The 20,755-nt window shown below is 61.3% G+C and carries 18 protein-coding genes; 11 read left to right on the forward strand and 7 right to left on the reverse strand.

What is annotated here, in order from left to right; all coding sequences use genetic code 11:
- The first annotated feature begins 214 nt into the window (after positions 1 to 214).
- Positions 215 to 2,506, forward strand: coding sequence for a beta-glucosidase BglX (bglX, locus tag ACODTO_RS26780; RefSeq protein WP_464710617.1), 2,292 nt, complete (start codon positions 215 to 217; stop codon positions 2,504 to 2,506).
- Between the two features lie 70 nt (positions 2,507 to 2,576).
- Here the strand turns inward: bglX and ACODTO_RS26785 are convergent, their stop codons facing one another.
- The 4 genes from ACODTO_RS26785 to ACODTO_RS26800 all read right to left on the reverse strand — a co-directional run bounded on the left by ACODTO_RS26785 (position 2,577) and on the right by ACODTO_RS26800 (position 5,975).
- Complete coding sequence (locus ACODTO_RS26785; RefSeq protein ID WP_139650365.1) at positions 2,577 to 3,734, reverse strand: phospholipase D-like domain-containing protein; 1,158 nt, start codon at positions 3,732 to 3,734, stop codon at positions 2,577 to 2,579.
- Position 3,735: 1 nt separating this feature from the next.
- Positions 3,736 to 4,326, reverse strand: a complete 591-nt coding sequence (locus tag ACODTO_RS26790) for a YceI family protein (RefSeq protein WP_175364240.1) — start codon at positions 4,324 to 4,326, stop codon at positions 3,736 to 3,738.
- Between the two features lie 246 nt (positions 4,327 to 4,572).
- Complete coding sequence (locus tag ACODTO_RS26795) at positions 4,573 to 4,884, reverse strand: amidase (RefSeq protein WP_489107308.1); 312 nt, start codon at positions 4,882 to 4,884, stop codon at positions 4,573 to 4,575.
- The gene (locus ACODTO_RS26800) at positions 4,881 to 5,975 is read right to left on the reverse strand and encodes a serine hydrolase domain-containing protein (RefSeq protein ID WP_489107309.1); all 1,095 of its coding nucleotides are present in this window, start codon (positions 5,973 to 5,975) and stop codon (positions 4,881 to 4,883) included. The genes ACODTO_RS26795 and ACODTO_RS26800 overlap by 4 nt, the downstream gene beginning before the upstream one ends.
- 325 nt (positions 5,976 to 6,300) lie before the next feature.
- On the opposite strand from ACODTO_RS26800, the gene olsB reads away from it, so the two are divergent.
- Positions 6,301 to 7,056 carry an L-ornithine N(alpha)-acyltransferase gene (gene olsB, locus ACODTO_RS26805; RefSeq protein ID WP_139650369.1) on the forward strand — a complete coding sequence of 252 codons (756 nt, stop codon included), beginning with the start codon at positions 6,301 to 6,303 and terminating at the stop codon, positions 7,054 to 7,056.
- Positions 7,056 to 7,847: a lysophospholipid acyltransferase family protein gene (locus ACODTO_RS26810; RefSeq protein ID WP_139650370.1), complete on the forward strand. Its 792-nt coding sequence runs from the start codon at positions 7,056 to 7,058 to the stop codon at positions 7,845 to 7,847. The genes olsB and ACODTO_RS26810 overlap by 1 nt, the downstream gene beginning before the upstream one ends.
- Before the next feature lie 113 nt (positions 7,848 to 7,960).
- Here ACODTO_RS26810 and ACODTO_RS26815 read toward each other — a convergent pair whose 3' ends face one another.
- Entirely contained in the window at positions 7,961 to 8,545 is a 585-nt protein-coding gene (locus ACODTO_RS26815) for an acyl carrier protein phosphodiesterase (RefSeq protein ID WP_139650371.1), read from the reverse strand.
- Between the two features lie 165 nt (positions 8,546 to 8,710).
- Here ACODTO_RS26815 and ACODTO_RS26820 point away from each other — a divergent pair, with 165 nt between their 5' ends.
- From ACODTO_RS26820 to ACODTO_RS26835, 4 genes are all read left to right on the forward strand, one after another.
- Positions 8,711 to 9,013, forward strand: a complete 303-nt coding sequence (locus ACODTO_RS26820) for an ArsR/SmtB family transcription factor (protein WP_003198672.1) — start codon at positions 8,711 to 8,713, stop codon at positions 9,011 to 9,013.
- Between the two features lie 12 nt (positions 9,014 to 9,025).
- On the forward strand, positions 9,026 to 10,192 hold the full coding sequence (locus tag ACODTO_RS26825; protein WP_139650372.1) for an MFS transporter: 1,167 nt from the start codon (positions 9,026 to 9,028) through the stop codon (positions 10,190 to 10,192).
- A 32-nt stretch (positions 10,193 to 10,224) separates the two neighbouring features.
- Positions 10,225 to 11,274, forward strand: coding sequence for an alkene reductase (locus tag ACODTO_RS26830; protein ID WP_139650373.1), 1,050 nt, complete (start codon positions 10,225 to 10,227; stop codon positions 11,272 to 11,274).
- 342 nt (positions 11,275 to 11,616) lie between these two features.
- Positions 11,617 to 12,123 carry a hypothetical protein gene (locus tag ACODTO_RS26835; RefSeq protein WP_489107310.1) on the forward strand — a complete coding sequence of 169 codons (507 nt, stop codon included), beginning with the start codon at positions 11,617 to 11,619 and terminating at the stop codon, positions 12,121 to 12,123.
- Between the two features lie 143 nt (positions 12,124 to 12,266).
- On the opposite strand, the gene ACODTO_RS26840 is transcribed toward ACODTO_RS26835, so the two are convergent.
- Positions 12,267 to 12,899: a TetR family transcriptional regulator gene (locus tag ACODTO_RS26840; protein WP_175364247.1), complete on the reverse strand. Its 633-nt coding sequence runs from the start codon at positions 12,897 to 12,899 to the stop codon at positions 12,267 to 12,269.
- Between the two features lie 261 nt (positions 12,900 to 13,160).
- On the opposite strand from ACODTO_RS26840, the gene ACODTO_RS26845 reads away from it, so the two are divergent.
- Genes ACODTO_RS26845 through adeC form a run of 3 tightly spaced genes read left to right on the forward strand, consistent with a single transcriptional unit; the run spans position 13,161 to position 18,943 of the window.
- Positions 13,161 to 14,330 (forward strand): efflux RND transporter periplasmic adaptor subunit, encoded by a 1,170-nt coding sequence (locus ACODTO_RS26845; RefSeq protein WP_139650376.1) that lies wholly within the window; start codon positions 13,161 to 13,163, stop codon positions 14,328 to 14,330.
- Between the two features lie 3 nt (positions 14,331 to 14,333).
- Complete coding sequence (emhB, locus tag ACODTO_RS26850; RefSeq protein WP_139650377.1) at positions 14,334 to 17,489, forward strand: efflux RND transporter permease subunit EmhB; 3,156 nt, start codon at positions 14,334 to 14,336, stop codon at positions 17,487 to 17,489.
- Positions 17,486 to 18,943: an AdeC/AdeK/OprM family multidrug efflux complex outer membrane factor gene (gene adeC, locus ACODTO_RS26855; protein ID WP_139650378.1), complete on the forward strand. Its 1,458-nt coding sequence runs from the start codon at positions 17,486 to 17,488 to the stop codon at positions 18,941 to 18,943. The genes emhB and adeC overlap by 4 nt, the downstream gene beginning before the upstream one ends.
- Positions 18,944 to 19,485: 542 nt before the next feature.
- Here the strand turns inward: adeC and ACODTO_RS26860 are convergent.
- Entirely contained in the window at positions 19,486 to 19,839 is a 354-nt protein-coding gene (locus ACODTO_RS26860) for a DUF6124 family protein (protein ID WP_139650379.1), read from the reverse strand.
- A 666-nt stretch (positions 19,840 to 20,505) separates the two neighbouring features.
- Between ACODTO_RS26860 and ACODTO_RS26865 the strand changes: the two genes are divergently transcribed.
- The coding region (locus tag ACODTO_RS26865; RefSeq protein WP_175364294.1) for an OprD family outer membrane porin at positions 20,506 to 20,755 on the forward strand (250 nt) is incomplete at its 3' end.

Genomic DNA, 20,755 nt, shown 5'->3' on the forward strand with positions numbered 1-20,755 from the left:
CACGGCCACCTATCCCACCGGTGTCTGGGGCATAATCTGCCGCCGCACTGGATTGAAACGGATCGATGGGCTAAAAGATGCGCGGTGCGAAACTAAGTTCAGCACCCTGGGTTCGAAAGTGTGCTGCATTTGACCAAACAACAATAGCCACTCCTCACATTTTGGCTGACGGCGTGTCCTGATTACCGCCTTTGGGCCTGCGAGAAAACTATTCATGAAGAAGCTGTGTTTGCTGGGCCTGTTTGTCAGTCTGGCCAGTCAATCCGTATTAGCCGACAACCTGCCAGCCCCCATAGAGAACAAGGACGCTTTCATCAGTAACCTGATGAAACAAATGACCCTCGAGGAAAAGATCGGCCAGTTGCGCCTGATCAGCATCGGCCCGGAAATGCCCCGGGAGATGATCCGCAAGGAAATCGCCGCCGGCAACATCGGCGGCACGTTCAACTCCATTACCCGCGCCGAAAACCGTCCGATGCAGGACGCGGCCATGCGCAGCCGGCTGAAGATCCCGATGTTCTTCGCCTATGACGTTATCCACGGCCACCGCACCATTTTCCCGATTCCCCTGGCACTGGCTTCGAGCTGGGACATGGACGCCATCTACCACTCCGGCCGCATCGCCGCCCAGGAAGCTGCGGCCGACAGCCTGGACATCACCTTCGCGCCGATGGTCGACATTTCCCGCGACCCGCGCTGGGGTCGGACCTCCGAAGGCTTTGGCGAAGACACCTACCTGGTGTCGCGCATTGCCGGGGTGATGGTCAAGGCGTTCCAGGGCAGCGGCGCCAACGCGGCCGACAGCATCATGGCCAGCGTCAAGCACTTTGCCCTGTACGGCGCCGTTGAAGGCGGCCGGGACTACAACACCGTGGACATGAGCCCGGTGAAAATGTACCAGGACTACCTGCCACCCTATCGCGCCGCCATCGATGCCGGTGCCGGCGGGGTGATGGTGGCGTTGAACTCCATCAACGGCGTACCGGCCACGGCCAACACCTGGCTGATGAACGATCTGCTGCGCAAGGAATGGGGCTTCAAGGGCCTGGCCGTCAGCGATCATGGCGCCATCTTCGAACTGATCAAGCACGGCGTCGCCCGGGATGGTCGAGAAGCGGCGAAGCTGGCGATCAAGGCCGGCATCGACATGAGCATGAACGACTCGCTGTATGGCAAGGAATTGCCGGGGCTGCTCAAGTCCGGCGAGATCGAGCAGAGCGACATCGACAACGCCGTGCGTGAAGTGCTTGTCGCCAAATACGACATGGGCCTGTTCAAGGACCCGTACCTGCGTATCGGCAAGGCCGAGGATGACCCGGCCGACACCTACGCCGAAAGCCGACTGCACCGCAGCGATGCCCGCGACGTGGCACGCCGCAGCATGGTCCTGCTGGAAAACCGCAACCAGACCCTGCCCCTGAAGAAGGACGCGAAAATCGCCCTGGTCGGCCCGCTAGCCAAGGCACCGATCGACATGATGGGCAGTTGGGCCGCCGCCGGTCGTCCTGCGCAGTCGGTCACCCTGTTCGATGGCATGAGCCGTGCCCTTGGTGGTGACGCCAAGTTCATCTATGCCCGTGGCGCCAACATCACCAGCGACAAGAAGGTGCTCGACTACCTGAACTTCCTCAACTTCGACGCCCCGGAAGTGGTGGACGATCCACGCCCGGCCCAGGTGCTGATCGACGAAGCGGTAAAAGCCGCCAAGGACGCCGATGTGGTGGTGGCCGCCGTGGGGGAATCCCGCGGCATGTCCCACGAGTCTTCGAGCCGCACCGATCTGAACATCCCCGCCAGCCAGCGCGAGCTGATCAAGGCCCTGAAGGCCACCGGCAAGCCGCTGGTGCTGGTACTGATGAACGGCCGTCCGCTGTCGTTGCTGGAAGAAAAGCAGCAGGCCGATGCGATCCTGGAAACCTGGTTCACCGGCACCGAAGGCGGCAACGCCATCGCCGACGTGCTGTTCGGCGACTACAACCCGTCGGGCAAACTGCCGATCAGCTTCCCACGCTCGGTGGGTCAGATTCCGACCTACTACAACCACCTGAGCATTGGCCGTCCGTTCACCCCGGGCAAGCCAGGCAACTACACCTCACAGTACTTCGATGACACCACCGGCCCGCTGTACCCGTTCGGCTACGGCCTGAGCTACACCGAGTTCAGTCTGTCGGACATGGCCCTGTCCTCCACCACGCTGAACAAGACCGGCAAGCTCGACGCCAGCGTGACCGTGGAGAACACCGGCAAGCGTGACGGCGAAACCGTGGTGCAGCTGTACATCCAGGACGTGACCGGCTCGATCATCCGCCCGGTGAAGGAACTGAAGAACTTCCAGAAGGTGATGCTCAAGGCCGGCGAGAAGAAGGTCATTCACTTCACCATCAGCGAAGACGACCTGAAGTTCTACAACGCCCAGCTCAAGTACGCTGCCGAGCCAGGCAAATTCAACGTGCAGATCGGCCTGGACTCCCAGGATGTGAAACAGCAGAGTTTTGAGTTGCTCTGACTCCAGAGCGACATGACTCCCCTGTGGGAGCGAGCAGGCTCGCTCCCACAGTTGTTTATGGGTGTCTGGATCAGCCCCGCCGATCCAGCAGATTCACCACCAACCGATCCACCAGCCCCCACAACCGCTGCTTGAAGCGCTTCCATAATGGCCGGCGCTGCCAGGCGTCGAGGCTGACTTGCAGGCTTTGGCTGAAGTCCTGCTCGAAGCTCGCCGCCACTGCACGGCTGAGCCCGGAATCCAGGGCTTCGAGGTTCGCTTCCAGGTTGAAGCGCAGGTTCCAGTGGTCGAAGTTGCAGGAACCGATGCTGACCCAGTCGTCCACCAGCACCATCTTCAGATGCAGGAAACACGGCTGGTACTCGAAGATTTTCACACCGGCCTTGAGCAGGCGCGGGTAGTAGCGGTGCCCGGCGTAACGCACGGACGGGTGATCGGTGCGCGGGCCGGTGAGCAACAGGCGCACGTCGATGCCCCGGGCGGCGGCCTTGCGCAAGGAGCGGCGCACGTTCCAGGTCGGCAGGAAGTATGGCGTCGCCATCCAGATCCGTTTCTGGCCGCTGTTCAAGGCCCGGGACAGCGATTGCAGGATATCGCGGTGCTGGCGGGCGTCGGCATACGCGACCCGGCCCATGCCCTCGCCCGCCGGTGGCACCCGGGGCAGACGCGGCAGGCCGAAGTTGGAAGCTGGCTTCCAGGCCCGGCGATGGCGGTTGGCGAGCCACTGGCGATCGAACAGCAGTTGCCAGTCCAGCACCAGCGGGCCGACGATTTCCACCATTACTTCGTGCCATTCGCTGCGATCGTCGAGGGGGTTCCAGAACTCATCGGTCACCCCGGTACCGCCGACCACGGCCAGACGCTGGTCCACCAGCAACAGCTTGCGGTGGTCGCGATAGAAATTACGCACCCAGCGACGCCAGCTCAGGCGGTTGTAGAAACGCAGTTCCACACCGGCCTCGATCAGGCGGTTACGCAAGCTCAGGGTAAACGCCAGGCTGCCGTAATCATCGAACAGGCAACGCACCCGCACACCGCGCTCGGCAGCCTGGACCAGGGCCTGGACCATCGCTTCGGCGCAGGCGCCAGCCTCCACCAGATACAGCTCCAGTTCGACTTGCTCCTGGGCGCGAGCGATCTCCACGAGCATGCGTGGGAAGAACTGCGGGCCGTCGATCAACAGCTCGAACCGATTGCCTTCACGCCATGGAAAGACCGGGCCGCTCATGTCAGCGCGCCGTGAAGATCAGTACCGCATTCACCGGCACCGAAAGGCTGATGGCCGACAACCCGGCCATTTTCCGCAACGTCTCCAGCCCCGGCGCCAGGTCGAAGTCCGCCGCATTGAGCACCACCGGCTCCAGGGTCACCACCTGGAAGCGGTGTTCATCCAACCGCGTCGCCAGGAGTTCGACGTTGTATTCGTGTTGCTTGCCGTGCAAATCCACGGTCAGCGGCAGGCGCAGTTCCAGCTGTGCACCATTGGCCAGGTCCTGGATCGGCGACAGGTCGATCTGCGCAGTGACGATGGCTTCGCCGAACTGCTTGATGTCGAACAGCTCGGCGCGCATACGCTCGTCCCGCAAGGGAATGCCACTGTTGATCGACTCCAGCTCCACTTCCAGTCGCGCCAGCCCCTTGGGCTGGACCTGGCCATGCAGCACCAGGAAGCGCTGGACCTCGGAAACATTGCCGTTCTTGCTGCTGATAAACGACAACCGTGACGACTCGCCGTCCAGGTACCAGTCGGCCCGGGCGGGCAGCACAGCACCGGCCAGCAGCAAGGTCGCGACAGCGACGCAAAGAAACCGCTTGAACATACACACTCGGAGGGCAGATAAACCTGTGGCGAACCTTAACCGGGCCGAGGGCGCTTGCAAACTGTCTCTTTAACCAATCGCCCGGCCAGCAGACTCCTTGTGGCGAGGGGATTTATCCCCGCCGGGTTGCGAAGCGACCCCAGGATCCATCAGCCACTGCGATGAATCAGGCAGGACGCAAGGGGGGTTGCCTCGCAACCCAGCGGGGATAAATCCCCTCGCCACAAGGTTCGCGTCGATCCAGGCTCATGGCTCCAATCGACACCCCTGCCGCTCCCCCAACCACCGCGCGCTGTTGCTGCGCCCCAGCCCGGAGACCGTCACGCGTTTCGCTTCAGGGGTTTCGAGAAAACCGCTGATGGGCACCGACTGTTTCACGTAGCCACGGCAGTAGTCGGCCGGTTGCTGCATCACGTAGCGACACGAGCAATATTCCTTGGCGGTGTAGGCGCTGATGATGTCGGGGAACGCCCGCAGCGCCACCCGATCGATCCAGATCCAACTGAACAGCGCGATGAGCAGCGCCACCATCAAGGTCAGCCATGGTCTACGCCTCATGGTTGCACCGCCCCGGCGAACGCCGCCATGACGCGCTTGAGCAATTCGTTATGGCGATAGCTGCCATCGCGGTCGTCACCGTATCGCACGATGACCAGCCGGGCGCTGGGGATGACATACAGCGCCTGCCCCCAATGCCCAAGCGCGGCGTAGGTATCCGGTGGCGCGTCGGGCCAGGGATGGAGGGTGGGATCGGCGGCGCGGTTGAGCCACCAATGTCCGCCGGGCACGGCCTCGTCCTGGCCGGCCTGGAAGCGAGCGAAGGGGTCGCGACTGAACGCCACCCAATCCTTGGGAATCAGTTGCCGCTCCCCCCAACGGCCATCGCGCTGCATCAGCAAGCCGACACGGGCCAGGTCGCGGGCGGTGAGGTAGGCGTAGGACGAACCGACAAAGGTGCCGCTGGCATCGGTTTCCCACACAGCATGGCGGATGCCCAGCGGGTCGAACAACGCCGTCCAGGGATAATCGGGATATCGCGCCGGGCCGACGATATTTTTCAGGGCCGCCGCCAACAGGTTGCTGTCGCCGCTGGAATAACGGAACGACTTCCCCGGTGGACTGTAGCGTTCATGTTGCGCGGTGAACGCCGCCATGTCGCGGCGTCCCCGGGTATAGAGCATCGCCACCACCGAGGAATGCAACGGTGCGTATTCGTAGTCTTCCTGCCAGTCCAGGCCCGAGGCCCAGTGGAAAAGATCGGCCAGGGTCAGGTCCGGCGAGTGGCCCAACGCGGGGTAATACCGAGCCACCGAATCCGTCAGGGCAAACCGCTGTTCACCGTAGGCCACGCCGAATACCGTCGCCATCAGGCTTTTGCTGATGGACCAGGTCAGGTGCGGGGTGTCTGCACGGGTGGGGCCGGCGTAGCGTTCATAGACCAGGCGACCGTCCTGGATCACCAGCAGCGCGTCAGTGCGAATGCCTTGGCGGGTGGCGTCGTCGCGCAGCGGAAAAGCATACTGCTCAAGGGCTTCGAGGGCCGAGCCGACGGGCGTCGGACCGGTCGACCATTGCTCGCCGGGCCAGTCTTCGGCGAGGACGTTCAGGTTGAACAGCAGAATCGGAATCAGGAACCAGCCTTTGCACATGCGGTGGGGCTCGGAGGATTGAACCTGTCGAGCTTAGTCGAGATTGATGACGGTTTCAGGATCGTTCCCACGCTCCTGCGTGGGAATGACACAACGGACGCTCCGCGTTCGGCTCTGGGGACGCGGAGCGTCCCGGGCTGCATTCCCACGCGGAGCGTGGGAACGATCAACAGGGGGATCCTTGAGGGCTGTCATATAAGCATCACCAAAGCTTCATGGCGATGACACCGGGGCTACATAGCCTGACTTTGCACAACATGGCTGCATAAAGAAAGTCGATTGGCTCAACCCCAAGACGGGTACACAGCCCGCACGGAGATTCGCTATGACTCAGATCGCCCGCATCAGCGACACTGGCAATGAACGCCGCCTGCAAGCCGAACGCCTGATCGGCGCCCAGGCCTTGCAAGAAGCCCAAGCCCTGCGCTTCAACGTCTTCAGCGGCGAGTTCAACGCCAAGCTCAAGGGCGCGGAAATGGGTCTGGACATGGATGACTACGATGTTCACTGCGCCCACATCGGCGTACGCGACCTGAACACCGGGCGCCTCGTGGCGACCACCCGCCTGCTCGACCACCAGGCCGCCAGCAGCCTGGGCCGTTTCTACAGTGAAGAAGAATTCAACCTCCACGGCCTGATCCAGCTCAAGGGCCCGATCCTGGAAATCGGCCGTACCTGCGTCGACCCGGCCTACCGCAACGGCGGCACCATTGCGGTGCTCTGGGGTGAACTGGCCGAAGTCCTGAACGAAGGCGGCTACAGCTACCTGATGGGGTGCGCGAGCATTCCGATGCAGGACGGTGGCATCCAGGCCCAGGCGATCATGCAACGCCTGCGTGAGCGCTACCTGTGCACCGACCACCTTCAAGCCGTACCCAAAAAACCGTTGCCGGCCCTCGACGTACCGTCCAACGTGATCGCCGAAATGCCGCCGCTGCTCAAGGCCTACATGCGCCTGGGCGCAAAAATCTGCGGCGAGCCGTGCTGGGACGAAGACTTCCAGGTGGCCGACGTGTTTATCCTGCTCAAGCGCGACGACCTCTGCCCACGCTACGCCCGCCACTTCAAGGCAGCGGTCTGATGAGCCGGTTACGGGTGTACGCGCGTATCGCGCGAGTGCTGCTGGTGGTGGCGCTGGGCCTGACGATGGCCACCGTGTTCGGACTGTTCGAGCGCCTGGGGCTTGCCAACTCCATGATGCGTCGTCAGCGCTGGTCGCGATTTTTCATGGCGCGCCTGAGTAACGCGCTGCCCTTTTCCGTGACTGTCCACGGTCAATTGCCACAACGGCCGATGTTGTGGGTCAGTAATCACGTGTCCTGGACAGATATTCCGCTGCTGGGCATGCTCACCCCACTGTCGTTCCTGTCCAAGGCCGAAGTGCGCACCTGGCCGGTGGCCGGTTGGCTGGCGGCCAAGGCCGGCAGCCTGTTTATCCGGCGCGGTTCGGGTGACAGTCAGTTGATCCGCAAGCAGATGAGTCGTCATCTGGAACAGGCTCATCCGCTGCTGATGTTCCCGGAAGGCACCACCACCGACGGCCGTTCGTTGCGCACTTTCCACGGTCGCCTGCTGTCGGCGGCCATCGATGCCGACGTAGCGTTGCAGCCCGTGGCGATCCGTTACCTGCGCAACGGCGAGCCTGATTCGCTGGCGCCGTTCATTGGCGATGACGACTTGTTGTCGCACCTGATGCGCTTGTTCAGCAACGACTTGGGTGATGTGCACATCCACCTGTTGCAGCCCATCGCCTGTCACGGCCAGGAACGTGCAGCCCTGGCCTTCCAGGCGCAGCAGGCAGTGCACAAGGCCTTGTTCGGTGTGGTTCCCGAGAAACAACAGGCGCCGATGCGTCCGGCCATTGCGGCTTGATCCAAACCTTTGCGCAATCCCTTGTGGGAGCGAGCCTGCTCGCGATAGCGGTCTGACATCCAATAGCGATATTGACTGTTACACCGCTATCGCGAGCAGGCTCGCTCCCACATTTAGATCTGCGGCGTGGCGGGGTTCGTCGCAAACGCTTGAAGCTGCGGATAGAACAAGCGGAAATCCTCGCTCAACGGCTCATAGAGCCGGATCAACTCCTCCATCGCGCCCGCCAGTTCCTCCGGTCGGGACAGGCGTCGGGAAATGCCCCGCAGTACCTGCCCGAGCACCTCGAATTCCTGGTAGGACCCCAGCCAGTCATCCGCGGCCATGTAGGGCGCGATGTGCGCAAGGCGTCCCGGTAACTGCGGTTCGTCGGCCAACACCCGGTACACCCGGGAAGTGAAGTCCGCCAGAGCCCCGTCGCCATAAAACGCCCAATCCCGGGCCAGGCAATGGTCGAAAAACACGTCCAGTACGATACCGGCGTAGCGCCGCCGCACCGTGGAAAAACGCGACAACGCAGTATCCACCAGCGGGTGTCGGTCGGTGTACTGGTCGATGCGCCGATGCAGGGCAATGCCCGCTTCGATCCGTGGGTCGTAGGTGCCTTGCAGCGGTCCCTTGACGAAATCGCCATAGAGACTGCCGAGCAGTTGTTCCCGGCCGGTGCCGCCGAGGTGCAGGTGCGCGAGATAGTTCATGACCGGCAGCTTAGCATCGTCGCGCCCATATCGTTATAACCCGATATAGCGATTTGTTCGGTATTCAGATCAAATCCATATTGGTATATCGCGAAATAACGATTTAAGGTTCGCTTCATCGCGATATAGCGTTTTACTCACCTACATCCATTACGAACTGCCCTCATGACCCTTGACCTCGACGAAATAATAAAAGCACTGGCACACCCGGTACGGCGAGACATCCTCAACTGGCTCAAAGACCCCAAGGTCCAGTTCCCCGAACAATTGCACAACCACGAGTTCGGCATCTGTGCCGGACAGATCGACCAGCGTTGCGGCCTGTCGCAGTCAACGGTGTCGGCCCATCTGGCGGTGTTGCAACGGGCGGGGCTGATCACCAGCCAGAAGGTCGGTCAATGGCACTTCTTCAAACGCAACGAGGAAGTGATCCAGCAGTTCCTCAAGCAAATGAGCCAAGAGCTCTGACAAGGATTCGCCATGCCCCTCTCACTCCTTATCCTGGCCCTGAGCGCCTTCGCCATCGGCACTACCGAGTTCGTCATCATGGGCCTGTTGCCCGATGTGGCGGCTGACCTGGGTGTATCGATCCCTGGCGCGGGCTGGTTGGTGACCGGCTACGCCCTGGGGGTGGCCATCGGAGCTCCCTTCATGGCCCTGGCCACCGCCCGGCTGCCGCGCAAGGCCGCCCTGGTGGCGCTGATGGGGATTTTCATCATCGGCAACCTGCTGTGCGCCATTGCCAGCGACTACAACGTGCTGATGTTTGCCCGGGTCGTGACCGCCTTGTGCCACGGCGCCTTCTTCGGGATCGGTTCGGTGGTGGCCGCCGGTCTGGTGGCGCCCAACAAGCGTGCTTCGGCCGTGGCCCTGATGTTCACCGGCCTGACCCTGGCCAACGTACTCGGCGTCCCGCTGGGTACGGCGCTGGGCCAGGAAGCCGGCTGGCGTTCGACCTTCTGGGCCGTGACCCTCATCGGCGTGGTGGCGCTGATCGGTCTGATCCGCTTCCTGCCGGCCAAGCGCGATGAAGAAAAGCTCGACATGCGCTCGGAACTGGTGGCACTCAAGGGCGCAGGGCTGTGGCTGTCCCTGGGCATGACGGCGCTGTTTTCCGCCTCGGTGTTCACCCTGTTCACCTACGTCGCCCCGTTGCTGGGTGAAGTCACCGGCGTGTCGCCCCGTGGCGTGACCTGGACCCTGGTGCTGATCGGCCTGGGCCTGACCCTGGGCAACATCATCGGCGGCAAGCTGGCGGACAAGAGCCTGGCGAACACGCTGATCGGTGTGTTCATCACCATGGCCGTGGTCTCCACCGTATTGAGCTGGACCAGCGTGGCGCTGATCCCGACCGAAATCACCCTGTTCCTCTGGGCCACTGCCTGCTTCGCGGCCGTGCCGGCCCTGCAGGTCAACGTGGTGACCTTCGGCAAAGAGGCACCGAACCTGGTGTCCACCCTGAACATCGGCGCCTTCAACATCGGCAACGCCTTGGGCGCCTGGGTCGGCGGCAGTGTCATCGACCAGGGCCTGGGCCTGACCAGCGTCCCCCTGGCCGCCGGTGCGCTGGCGGTACTGGCGCTGCTGATCACCCTGATTACTTTCCGCCAGGGCGCCAACCCCGACCTGGCTCCGGCAACTCGTTGACTTTTACCTTCCACTTTCGAGGCTTGTAATTCATGACGACTATTTTCGACCCCATCAAACTCGGCGACATCGAGCTGAACAACCGCATCATCATGGCGCCACTGACCCGCTGCCGCGCCGACGCAGGCCGCGTGCCCAACGCGTTGATGGCCGAGTACTACGTGCAACGTGCCTCCGCCGGCCTGATCCTCAGCGAGGCCACCTCCGTCACGCCAATGGGCGTGGGTTACCCGGACACCCCGGGCATCTGGTCCAACGACCAGGTGCGCGGCTGGGCCAACGTCACCAAGGCGATCCACGGCGCCGGCGGCAAGATCTTCCTGCAACTGTGGCACGTCGGCCGGATCTCCCATCCGTCGTACCTGGATGGCGAAACCCCGGTGGCACCCAGCGCCATACAACCTAAAGGCCACGTGAGTCTGGTGCGTCCATTGGCCGACTACCCAACGCCACGGGCCCTGGAAACCGCTGAAATCGCCGACATCGTCGACGCCTACCGCGTGGGCGCCGAGAACGCCAAGGCCGCCGGTTTCGACGGCGTGGAAATCCATGGCGCCAACGGCTACCTGCTCGACCAGTTCCTGCAAAGCAGCACCAACCAGCGCACCGACAACTACGGCGGCTCCCTGGAAAACCGCGCTCGCCTGTTGCTGGAAGTGACCGACGCCGCCATCGAAGTCTGGGGCGCTGGCCGGGTTGGCGTGCACTTGGCGCCACGTGCCGACTCCCATGACATGGGCGATGAGAACCGCCTGGAAACGTTCAGCTATGTAGCCCGCGAGCTGGGCAAGCGTGGTATCGCGTTCATTTGCTCCCGCGAGAAGGAAGGCGACGACAGCATCGGCCCGCAACTCAAGCAAGCCTTCGGCGGTCCGTACATTGCCAACGAGCGCTTCACCAAGGACAGCGCCAATGCCTGGCTGGCCGAAGGCAAGGCCGATGCCGTGGCATTCGGTGTGCCTTTCATTGCCAACCCGGACTTGCCGGCACGCTTGAAAGCCGATGCACCGCTGAACGAGCCACGCCCGGAAACCTTCTATGGGAAAGGTCCGGTGGGTTATATCGATTATCCGGTAATGTAAGTTCCAGAACGGCCCCTACTGAAAAGCCCCGACTCGAAAGAGCCGGGGCTTTTTTATGCCTGGCAACTTTAAGCCCGCATTATTCACTCAAAGCCGAAATATCAAATAACAAGACAAAACCTGCCCACTATGGATTCCCGCCCCGGACAACGCTAATAATAAAACCCGAACAACACCTGTACCACTCAAAGGACTGACGCTTATATATATTTATTTCTAGAAACATTCAAAACGCTGATCAACGGAAATCAGCAACAACATTTACTCAATCAAACACAACAGCATACACGCCCAACGCATGCAGGCTTCAGCGAGCCCTGCTTTCATGAGAGACCCATAACTATGAACCCCCTGAAAAGTCTTATCCTTGCCCTGATAATGGGCACCACCATGGTTGCCCATACCATGGCCGCCACCGAAGTCACCGTGGAAATCACAAACAATACTCGCGGCACATTGAACATGACCAACTTATTGACTGATCCAGCGCAAGACGTGGACTTCCCCTTAAGTGCTCATGACGTCCTGCCAAAATCAACTTACATCCTCCGTGTGGCCCACGAAAGAAATTACACTTACCCAACATCCGGCTGGCAGCCCACGCTGAAAAAAGTCAAACCTATCGAACTCGTTCTCAACTACAAAATGAGCAACTTCAATTTCGAGTGCCAGATGCAAACCCGCTTCCAGGCGCCCATCGTTATTGGCGCCCTGGAACCCAGTTACAAGCCGGACTGGAAAAGTCGATCGAACTACACCGGCAATGGCCAGTTCACTTGCAGAACAGAAATCACCCGAAAAATGCTCGAGCCGCCCTTCAACTACACAGTCCGCCTGATCGTCGAATAGACCAGAGGGTCGGTAGGCGGTAGCGACCGAAGCGCTGCCAATCTGCCTGCGGTTCATCTATAAAATACCCCGTCGGGCTCGAAGTCCGACGGGGTATGTGCTATCCGCTATTGACACATATCGACGCAATTACGCATTTTGTTTCATTTGCGCAGGTTGGGGCTCAGGCGCAGCATATCCAGCCCGATGTCCACCCAGCGCTCGGCCTCACCAGCCAGGGCGAAGCTGTCGGGGACCAACAGCCACTGGTAGAGGATGCCGTCGATGTAGGCATGAAGGGCCACCGCCGCCCTTTCCGGGTCCAGATCACCCGGCAGCTGTCCACGCTTCATTGCATTGCGCAGCGACAGCGCAATACGCACATTGCAGTCGAGGCTGACTTCGCGCCGCTGCTGGCGCAAATCGCACATCTCATCGGTGAACTCGCACTTATGGAAAAGAATCTCATTGATGCGTCGGGTTTTCGGGTCCAGGGCCACCTGCTGGAACAACCGCACCAGCAACTTCTGGACGCAGCCCAACGGGTCCAGCTCTTCTTCATTTTCACTGGCGCGCGCCAGTTCATCGAGAGGCTCATGCAAGGTGTCGAGCATGGCCTGAAGCAGATCCGCCTTGTTGCTGAAATGCCAGTAGATAGCCCCGCGCGTCACACCGGCGAGGGTCGCAATGTCGGCCAGCGTCGTGCGCGCCACGCCACGCTCGAAAAAGGCCTTTTCGGCCGCTTCGAGTATCTGGCTGCGAGTCTCCAGGGCTTCCTCTTTGGTACGACGAACCATGGCAGTAAACACCTCAATCAGGATGCATGAGCAATGCGTAAAGTCAGCTGAGCGAATAGAGAACGCTTGCGCATAGAGCGCGTCTCCGGTCAACAGGGCCTTTGTCAGGCTTTTGTAAAGCTGGATGGTACGCAATTTGGCTGTTTACAAACAACCATGTACGTAAGTATATTTCTTAGCAACCTACTAATTGAAAAATGACGCCTTTCTAACTTTCCACCTTTCGAGTGCGCCTGTTGCGCGCCTGACCCGAGGATTTCCATGCAATTCAAGCCAGCTGTTACCGCTCTGGTTACCGCCATCGCCCTGGCATCACTGCTCAGCGGATGCAAAAAGGAAGAGGCGGCCCCCGCCGCACCACCCCCTCAGGTCGGCGTCGTAACCCTCAAAACCCAGCCTTTCACCTTGACGTCCGAGTTGCCCGGCCGTACCAGCGCGTTCCGCGTCGCAGAGGTTCGCCCTCAGGTCAACGGCATCATCCTCAAGCGTCTGTTCAAGGAAGGCGCCGACGTCAAGGCCGGTCAGCAGCTGTATCAGATCGACCCGGCCGTGTACGAAGCGACCCTCAAGAGCGCCGAGGCCAACCTGCGGTCGACCAAATCCATCGCCGATCGCTACAAGCAATTGGTGGATGAACAAGCCGTCAGCCGCCAGGAATACGACACCGCCGTGGCCAATCGCCTCGAGTCGGAAGCCAACCTGCAAACCGCTCAGATCAACGTGCGCTACACCAAGGTCTATGCACCGATTTCCGGTCGCATCGGTCGCTCTTCGGTGACCGAGGGCGCGCTGGTCAGCAACGGTCAGGCCGACGCACTGGCGACTATCCAGCAGTTGGACCCGATCTATGTCGACGTGACCCAGAGCTCGGTCGAGCTGCTGCAATTGCGCCGTGAACTGGAAAGTGGCCGGTTGCAGAAGGCTGGCGACAACGCCGCCATGGTCAAGCTGACCCTGGAAGACGGCAGCCCGTACCCTCATGAAGGCAAGCTGGAGTTCTCCGAAGTGTCGGTCGACCAGACCACCGGCTCCGTCACCTTGCGGGCCGTGTTCCCCAACCCTGACCACACTCTGCTGCCGGGCATGTTCGTCCACGCGCAGTTGCAAGCCGGTGTGAACAGCGCGGCGATTCTCGCGCCACAGCAAGGCGTGACCCGCGACCTCAAGGGCACGCCGACCGCCTTGGTGGTAGGCCCGGACAACAAGGTCGAACTGCGTCAACTCAAGGCCAGTCGCACCGTGGGCAGCCAGTGGCTGATCGAAGACGGGCTCAAGGCTGGCGACCGCCTGATCACCGAAGGCCTGCAGTACGTACGGCCAGGGGTTGAAGTCAAGGCCACCGAAGCCACCAACGTGGGCACCGACGCAGCCACCAAGAACCCGGCCCCCGCTCAGGCAGCTGATAAAGCAGCCGGCGGCAAAGGGGAGTAAACCATGTCGAAATTCTTTATCGACCGTCCGATCTTCGCCTGGGTGATCGCTCTGGTGATCATGCTGGTCGGGGCTCTATCGATCCTCAAGTTGCCGATCAACCAGTACCCGAGCATCGCGCCGCCAGCCATCGCGATCCAGGTCACCTACCCGGGTGCGTCCGCGCAAACCGTGCAGGACACCGTGGTCCAGGTCATCGAGCAGCAGCTCAACGGTATCGACAACCTGCGTTATGTGTCCTCGGAGAGTAACTCCGACGGCAGCATGACCATCACCGCGACCTTCGAGCAGGGCACCAACTCCGATACCGCGCAGGTCCAGGTCCAGAACAAGCTGAACCTGGCCACCCCGCTGCTGCCGCAAGAAGTGCAGCAACAGGGTATCCGCGTGACCAAATCGGTGAGGAACTTCCTGATGGTGATCGGCGTGGTGTCGCGCGACGGCACCATGACCCGTGAGGACCTGTCCAACTACATCGTGTCCAACATGCAGGACCCGATCTCGCGCACGGCCGGTGTCGGTGACTTCCAGGTCTTCGGTGCCCAGTACGCCATGCGGATCTGGCTCGACCCGGCCAAGCTGAACAATTACAGCCTGACCCCGTCGGACGTGAGCACCGCCATTGCCGCGCAGAACGTCCAGGTCTCCTCGGGCCAGCTCGGCGGCCTGCCCGCCCTGCCCGGCCAGCAACTGAACGCCACCATCATCGGCAAGACCCGCTTGCAGACCGCCGAGCAGTTCAAGAAGATCCTGCTCAAGGTCAACCCGGACGGCTCGCAAGTACGCGTCGGTGACGTGGCGGAAGTCGGCCTGGGCGGTGAGAACTATGCCATCAATGCCCAGTTCAACGGTGCCCCGGCCTCGGGTCTGGCAGTACGACTGGCCACCGGTGCCAACGCCCTCGACACGGCCAAGGCCCTGCGCCAGACCGTCAATAACCTCAAGCCTTTCTTCCCACCTGGCATGGAAGTGGTATTCCCCTACGACACCACGCCGGTGGTGAGCGAATCGATCAAGGGTGTAGTCGAAACCCTGGTCGAAGCCGTCGCCCTGGTGTTCCTGGTGATGTTCCTGTTCCTGCAGAACTTCCGCGCCACCATCATCACCACGATGACCGTGCCGGTGGTGCTGCTGGGTACGTTCGGGATCCTCGCGGCGTTCGGCTTCAGCATCAACACCCTGACCATGTTCGGCATGGTGCTGGCCATCGGCTTGCTGGTGGACGACGCCATCGTCGTGGTGGAAAACGTCGAACGGGTGATGAGCGAAGAAGGCCTGTCCCCCAAGGAAGCGACGAAAAAATCCATGGGCCAGATCCAGGGCGCCCTGGTGGGTATTGCCTTGGTGCTTTCGGCGGTACTGTTGCCGATGGCGTTTTTCGGCGGCTCCACCGGTGTGATCTATAAACAGTTCTCCATCACCATCGTCTCGGCCATGGCCCTGTCGGTAATGGTGGCGCTGATCTTCACCCCGGCACTCTGCGCGACCATGCTCAAACCCATTCCCAAGGGTGACCATGGCGTAGCGAAACGTGGCTTCTTCGGCTGGTTCAACCGCAACTTCGACCGCAGCGTGCAAAGCTACGAGCGGGGTGTCGGCAATATCCTGCGCCATAAAGCACCGTACCTGCTGGTCTACCTGATCATCGTCGTCGGCATGGTCTGGCTGTTCATGCGTATCCCGTCCTCGTTCCTCCCGGAAGAAGACCAGGGCGTGTTGTTTGCCCAGGTACAGACGCCCGCCGGCTCCAGTGCCGAGCGCACCCAGGTGGTGGTAGACAAGATGCGCGAGTTCCTGCTGCGTCCGGGCAAGGACGGCGGCGAAGGCGACGGTGTGGCGTCGGTGTTCACCGTGACCGGTTTCAACTTCGCCGGTCGTGGCCAGAGTTCGGGCATGGCGTTCATCATGCTCAAGCCGTGGGAAGAGCGTAACGCCGACAACACGGTGTTCAAGATCTCGGCCCGCGCCCAGCAACACTTCTTCACGTTCCGCGATGCGATGGTGTTCGCCTTCGCCCCACCGGCCGTGATGGAGCTGGGTAACGCCACCGGTTTCGACGTGTTCCTGCAGGACCGCGCCGGGATCGGCCACACCAAGTTGATGGAGGCGCGTAACCAGTTCCTGGGCATGGCGGCTCAAAGCAAGGTGTTGGCACAGGTACGTCCCAACGGCCTGAACGACGAACCGCAATACCAGCTGGAAATCGACGATGAGAAGGCCAGCGCCCTGGGCGTGACCATTTCGGACATCAACAGCACCCTGTCGATTGCCCTGGGCAGTAGCTATGTCAACGACTTCATCGACCGCGGTCGGGTGAAGAAGGTGTACGTGCAAGGCCAGCCGGGTGCCCGCATGAGCCCCGAAGACCTGAAGAAGTGGTACGTGCGCAACAGCTCCGGAACCATGGTGCCGTTCACCGCGTTCGCCAAGGGTGAGTGGATCTACGGTTCGCCGAAACTGGCCCGCTACAACGGTGTGGAAGCGATGGAAGTCCTGGGCGTTCCGGCGCCGGGTTACTCCACCGGTGAAGCCATGGCTGAAGTCGAAGCCATTGCCAAGAAGCTGCCGGCCGGTGTCGGTATTTCCTGGACCGGCCTGTCGTACGAAGAACGACTGGCAGGCTCCCAGGCGCCAGCGCTGTTCGCCCTGTCGATCCTGATGGTGTTCCTGTGCCTGGCGGCGTTGTATGAAAGCTGGTCGATCCCGATTGCGATCGTACTCGTGGTGCCGTTGGGGATCATCGGAGCATTGCTGGCCACCAGCTTGCGCGGTCTTTCCAATGACGTGTACTTTCTGGTGGGCCTCTTGACCACCATCGGCCTGGTCGCGAAAAACGCCATTCTGATCGTCGAGTTCGCCAAGGAACTGCACGAGCAGGGCAAGAGCTTGCAAGAGGCAGCCATCGAGGCTTGCCGGATGCGATTGCGGCCGATCATCATGACCTCGCTTGCGTTTATCCTGGGCGTCGTGCCTCTGGCGATCTCCACAGGTGCTGGTTCAGGCAGTCAACATGCCATCGGTACCGTGGTCATCGGCGGGATGATCACCGCCACCGTCCTGGCGATCTTCTGGGTGCCGCTGTTCTTCGTGGCCGTGTCGTCGATAGGTCGTCGCAAGCAGGACGACACCCCTGAAACTTTTAATGAGGCTGGGCAATGAGCAAGTCGCTACTCTCTCTGACCATCGCCGCCGTCGTGCTCAGCGGCTGCTCGCTGATCCCCGACTATCAGCGGCCCGAAGCACCGGTCGCGACACAATACCCGCAAGGCCCGGCCTACGAGCCGGCCAAGGCGGCCGGTCAGGCAGCCGCGGAACAGGGCTGGAAGCAGTTTTTCCATGACCCGGCCCTGCAGCAGCTGATCCAGGTCGCCCTGGAAAACAACCGCGACCTGCGTGTCGCGGCGCTGAACATCGATGCCTACGCCGCGCAGTACAACATCCAGCGGGCGGACCTGTTCCCGGCGGTCTCGGCCACGGGTTCCGGCAGCCGCCAGCGGGTACCGGCACGGGCCTCGCAAACCGGTGAAGCGGCCATCAGCAGCTCCTACTCGGCCACCCTGGGCATCAGCGCCTACGAACTGGACCTGTTCGGTCGGGTTCGCAGCCTGAGCGAGCAAGCGCTGCAAAGCTACTTCGCCACCGAAGAAGCCCGCCGCAGCACCCAGATCAGCCTGGTGGCCAGCGTCGCCAACGCTTACCTGACCTGGCAGGCCGACAAGGAACTGCTCAAGCTGACCCAGGAAACCCTGGTAACCTACGAGCAAAGCCTCAAGCTGACCACCCGCAGCGCCGATGTCGGCGTCGCCTCGGCGCTTGACCTGAGCCAGGCGCGCACGGCGGTGGAAAACGCCCGCGTGCAACTGGCCCGCTACACTCGCCAGGTGGCCCAGGACGAAAACAGCCTGACCCTGCTGCTGGGCACCGGCCTGCCGGCCAACCTGAACTCGCAACCGTTGAGCGCTGACCTGCTCAGCGAAGTGCCGGCCGGGTTGCCGTCGGACCTGCTGCAACGTCGTCCAGACATTCTCCAGGCCGAACACAACCTGCTTGCCGCCAACGCCAACATCGGCGCCGCACGGGCCGCGTTCTTCCCGAGCATCAGCCTGACGGCCAACGCCGGCACGCTGAGCCCGGACCTGTCCGGCCTGTTCAAGGGCGGCTCGGGGACCTGGACCTTCGCCCCGCAGATCAACCTGCCGATCTTCAACGCCGGCAGCCTGCGGGCGAGCCTGGATTACGCCAAGATCCAGAAAGACATCAACGTCGCGCAGTACGAGAAGTCGATTCAGACGGCATTCCAGGAAGTCTCCGACGGCCTGGCCGCACGCCAGACCTACAACGAACAGTTGCAGGCCCAGACCGACTTCGTGGCCGCCAACCAGGACTACTACCGCCTGGCCGAGCGTCGCTATCGCATTGGTGTCGACAGCAACCTGACCTTCCTCGACGCCCAACGCCAGTTGTTCAGCGCCCAACAATCGTTGATCACCGACCGCCTGGCGCAATTGACCAGCGAGGTCAATCTGTACAAGGCACTGGGTGGCGGCTGGAATGCCGAGACCGGCAAGAACGAGCCGGTGAAGGAAGAAGCGCCGAAGATGAAATTGTTCTGACTTGATGCTTGAACGCTGAAACACGAAGCCCACCGAGAGGTGGGCTTTTTGTTTGGGTTCTACAGAGTTGTGTGGGAGCAAGGCTTGCCCGCGAAGAAGGCGACATGGTCATTCTCCTGTGGGAGCGAGCTTGCTCGCGATGGTGGCCTGACAGGCGGCCGGGGGGTTGTTTACTGAGTACATATCCATTGCTGCGGTAACGGCCACTTAGGGTTTCGCCCTGACGGCGACTTACTTTCTTTCAAACGCCAAAGAAAGTAAGCAAAGAACGCTGGCCCCACCACTCGGCACCTCGCCTACGCTCGGTGTGCCCTCACTCCGGCATTGCTCCGTGGGCCCGCCGCGAAGGGCCATCCATGGCCCAGCGCGGCTATCCCGGCATCCATGCCGGGATGCCCACTGCGCAATGCCTGCGTTCGGCCAGCGTGGTTAATGGGGCATTCAAGATCAAAAGCAAAAGCAAAAGCGCGTGATCAACTGAAGTACTGTCATCGCGAGCAAGCTTTGCTCCCACAGCCCAGCTGGGGGATAGCCCCACTTGGCTAACGCGGGTCGACGATATCCAACGCACGATTAGCCAATAGCTCACTCAATTCAACCATCTGCGCCACGCCCAATGCGACATGCCGCCGCGAGCCTTCCAGATCGAACGCCAGATCATTGACCATGGCATTGGCCGAGGCCAGGGTTTCGCTGAGATTCGCCAGCAGAGACTCGGTGTCGAGGGTATCGATGACGGTGAAAACTTGAGTTGAGGTTTTGGGCTTGGGATCAGGGTGGGTGCCAAGATGGAAATCGAGTGCTCGGTCTGCTGCCTCTTGGAGTTTGTCTGGATCGGGGTCGTTGTAGGGGAAGGTGGAGCCGGGCGCAGGGGGATTGGGTGTTTCTTTGATCATGATGGTGCTCCTAACGAAAATGGGAGCCGCCAGCATCACTTGCAGATGATAGGTGGCAGCTGTGTACGGGTCTGCAAGACCGAGTCGTTAGGCAACCTCGGCAGACCCGAAGGTCTCCCGCACACAGCCACCATAAAACGATGGCATCAGAAAACGCCATGGATTATAGGGACGCGGCTAGGCGCCTAACAAATTCGGCGGGCTTGCAGTCCCGGTCGCTGAATGGGCAGCGACACAAAAAGGCTAGAGGCACGGCTTCCGAGCGACAACCTTAAAAGCTTGTCGGAAAAATCGACGCGTCTGTCAGACCGTCCACGAACCCTGTGGGAGCGAGCCTGCTCGCGATAGCGGAGGACCAGGCACAGCTGTGTTGTCTGACACGCCGCTTTCGCGAGCAGGCTCGCTCCCACAGGGTTTTGTGGTTCGGCTCAGGTGTTTTTGCCGTTCGATAATCGCCCAAAACCGATAATCGCCAATTGAAGCGATCCCGGCCTGCCCTTCACCATCCCTCGCACACAACAAGAACGACAGGTGCCTCGCCATGACCTCACGCCCCGCCTCGCCCGGCTGATCCACAGCCATCTACCCGTTTGGTTCCACCGTTTCGTCTGCAACCCAGGTTTGCGGCAGCGGTTCTTTTCGTCCATAAAAAATAGAGACACGCCCATGAAGTCCACACAGCATTTGTTCCCCAGCCTCATCGCCGTTGCCCTGGCCGGTTCCGCCCTGCCTGTCCTGGCCGCAGAGTCGGGGTTTGTCGAAGATGCGAAGGTCAATCTCAACCTGCGCAACTTCTACTTCAACCGTAACTTCACCAACCCGAGCGCGGCCCAGGGCAAGGCCGAGGAATGGACCCAGAGTTTCATCCTCGACGCCAAGTCCGGTTTCACCCAGGGCCCGGTGGGGTTCGGCATGG

The organism is Pseudomonas sp. FG13 (assembly GCF_057809755.1).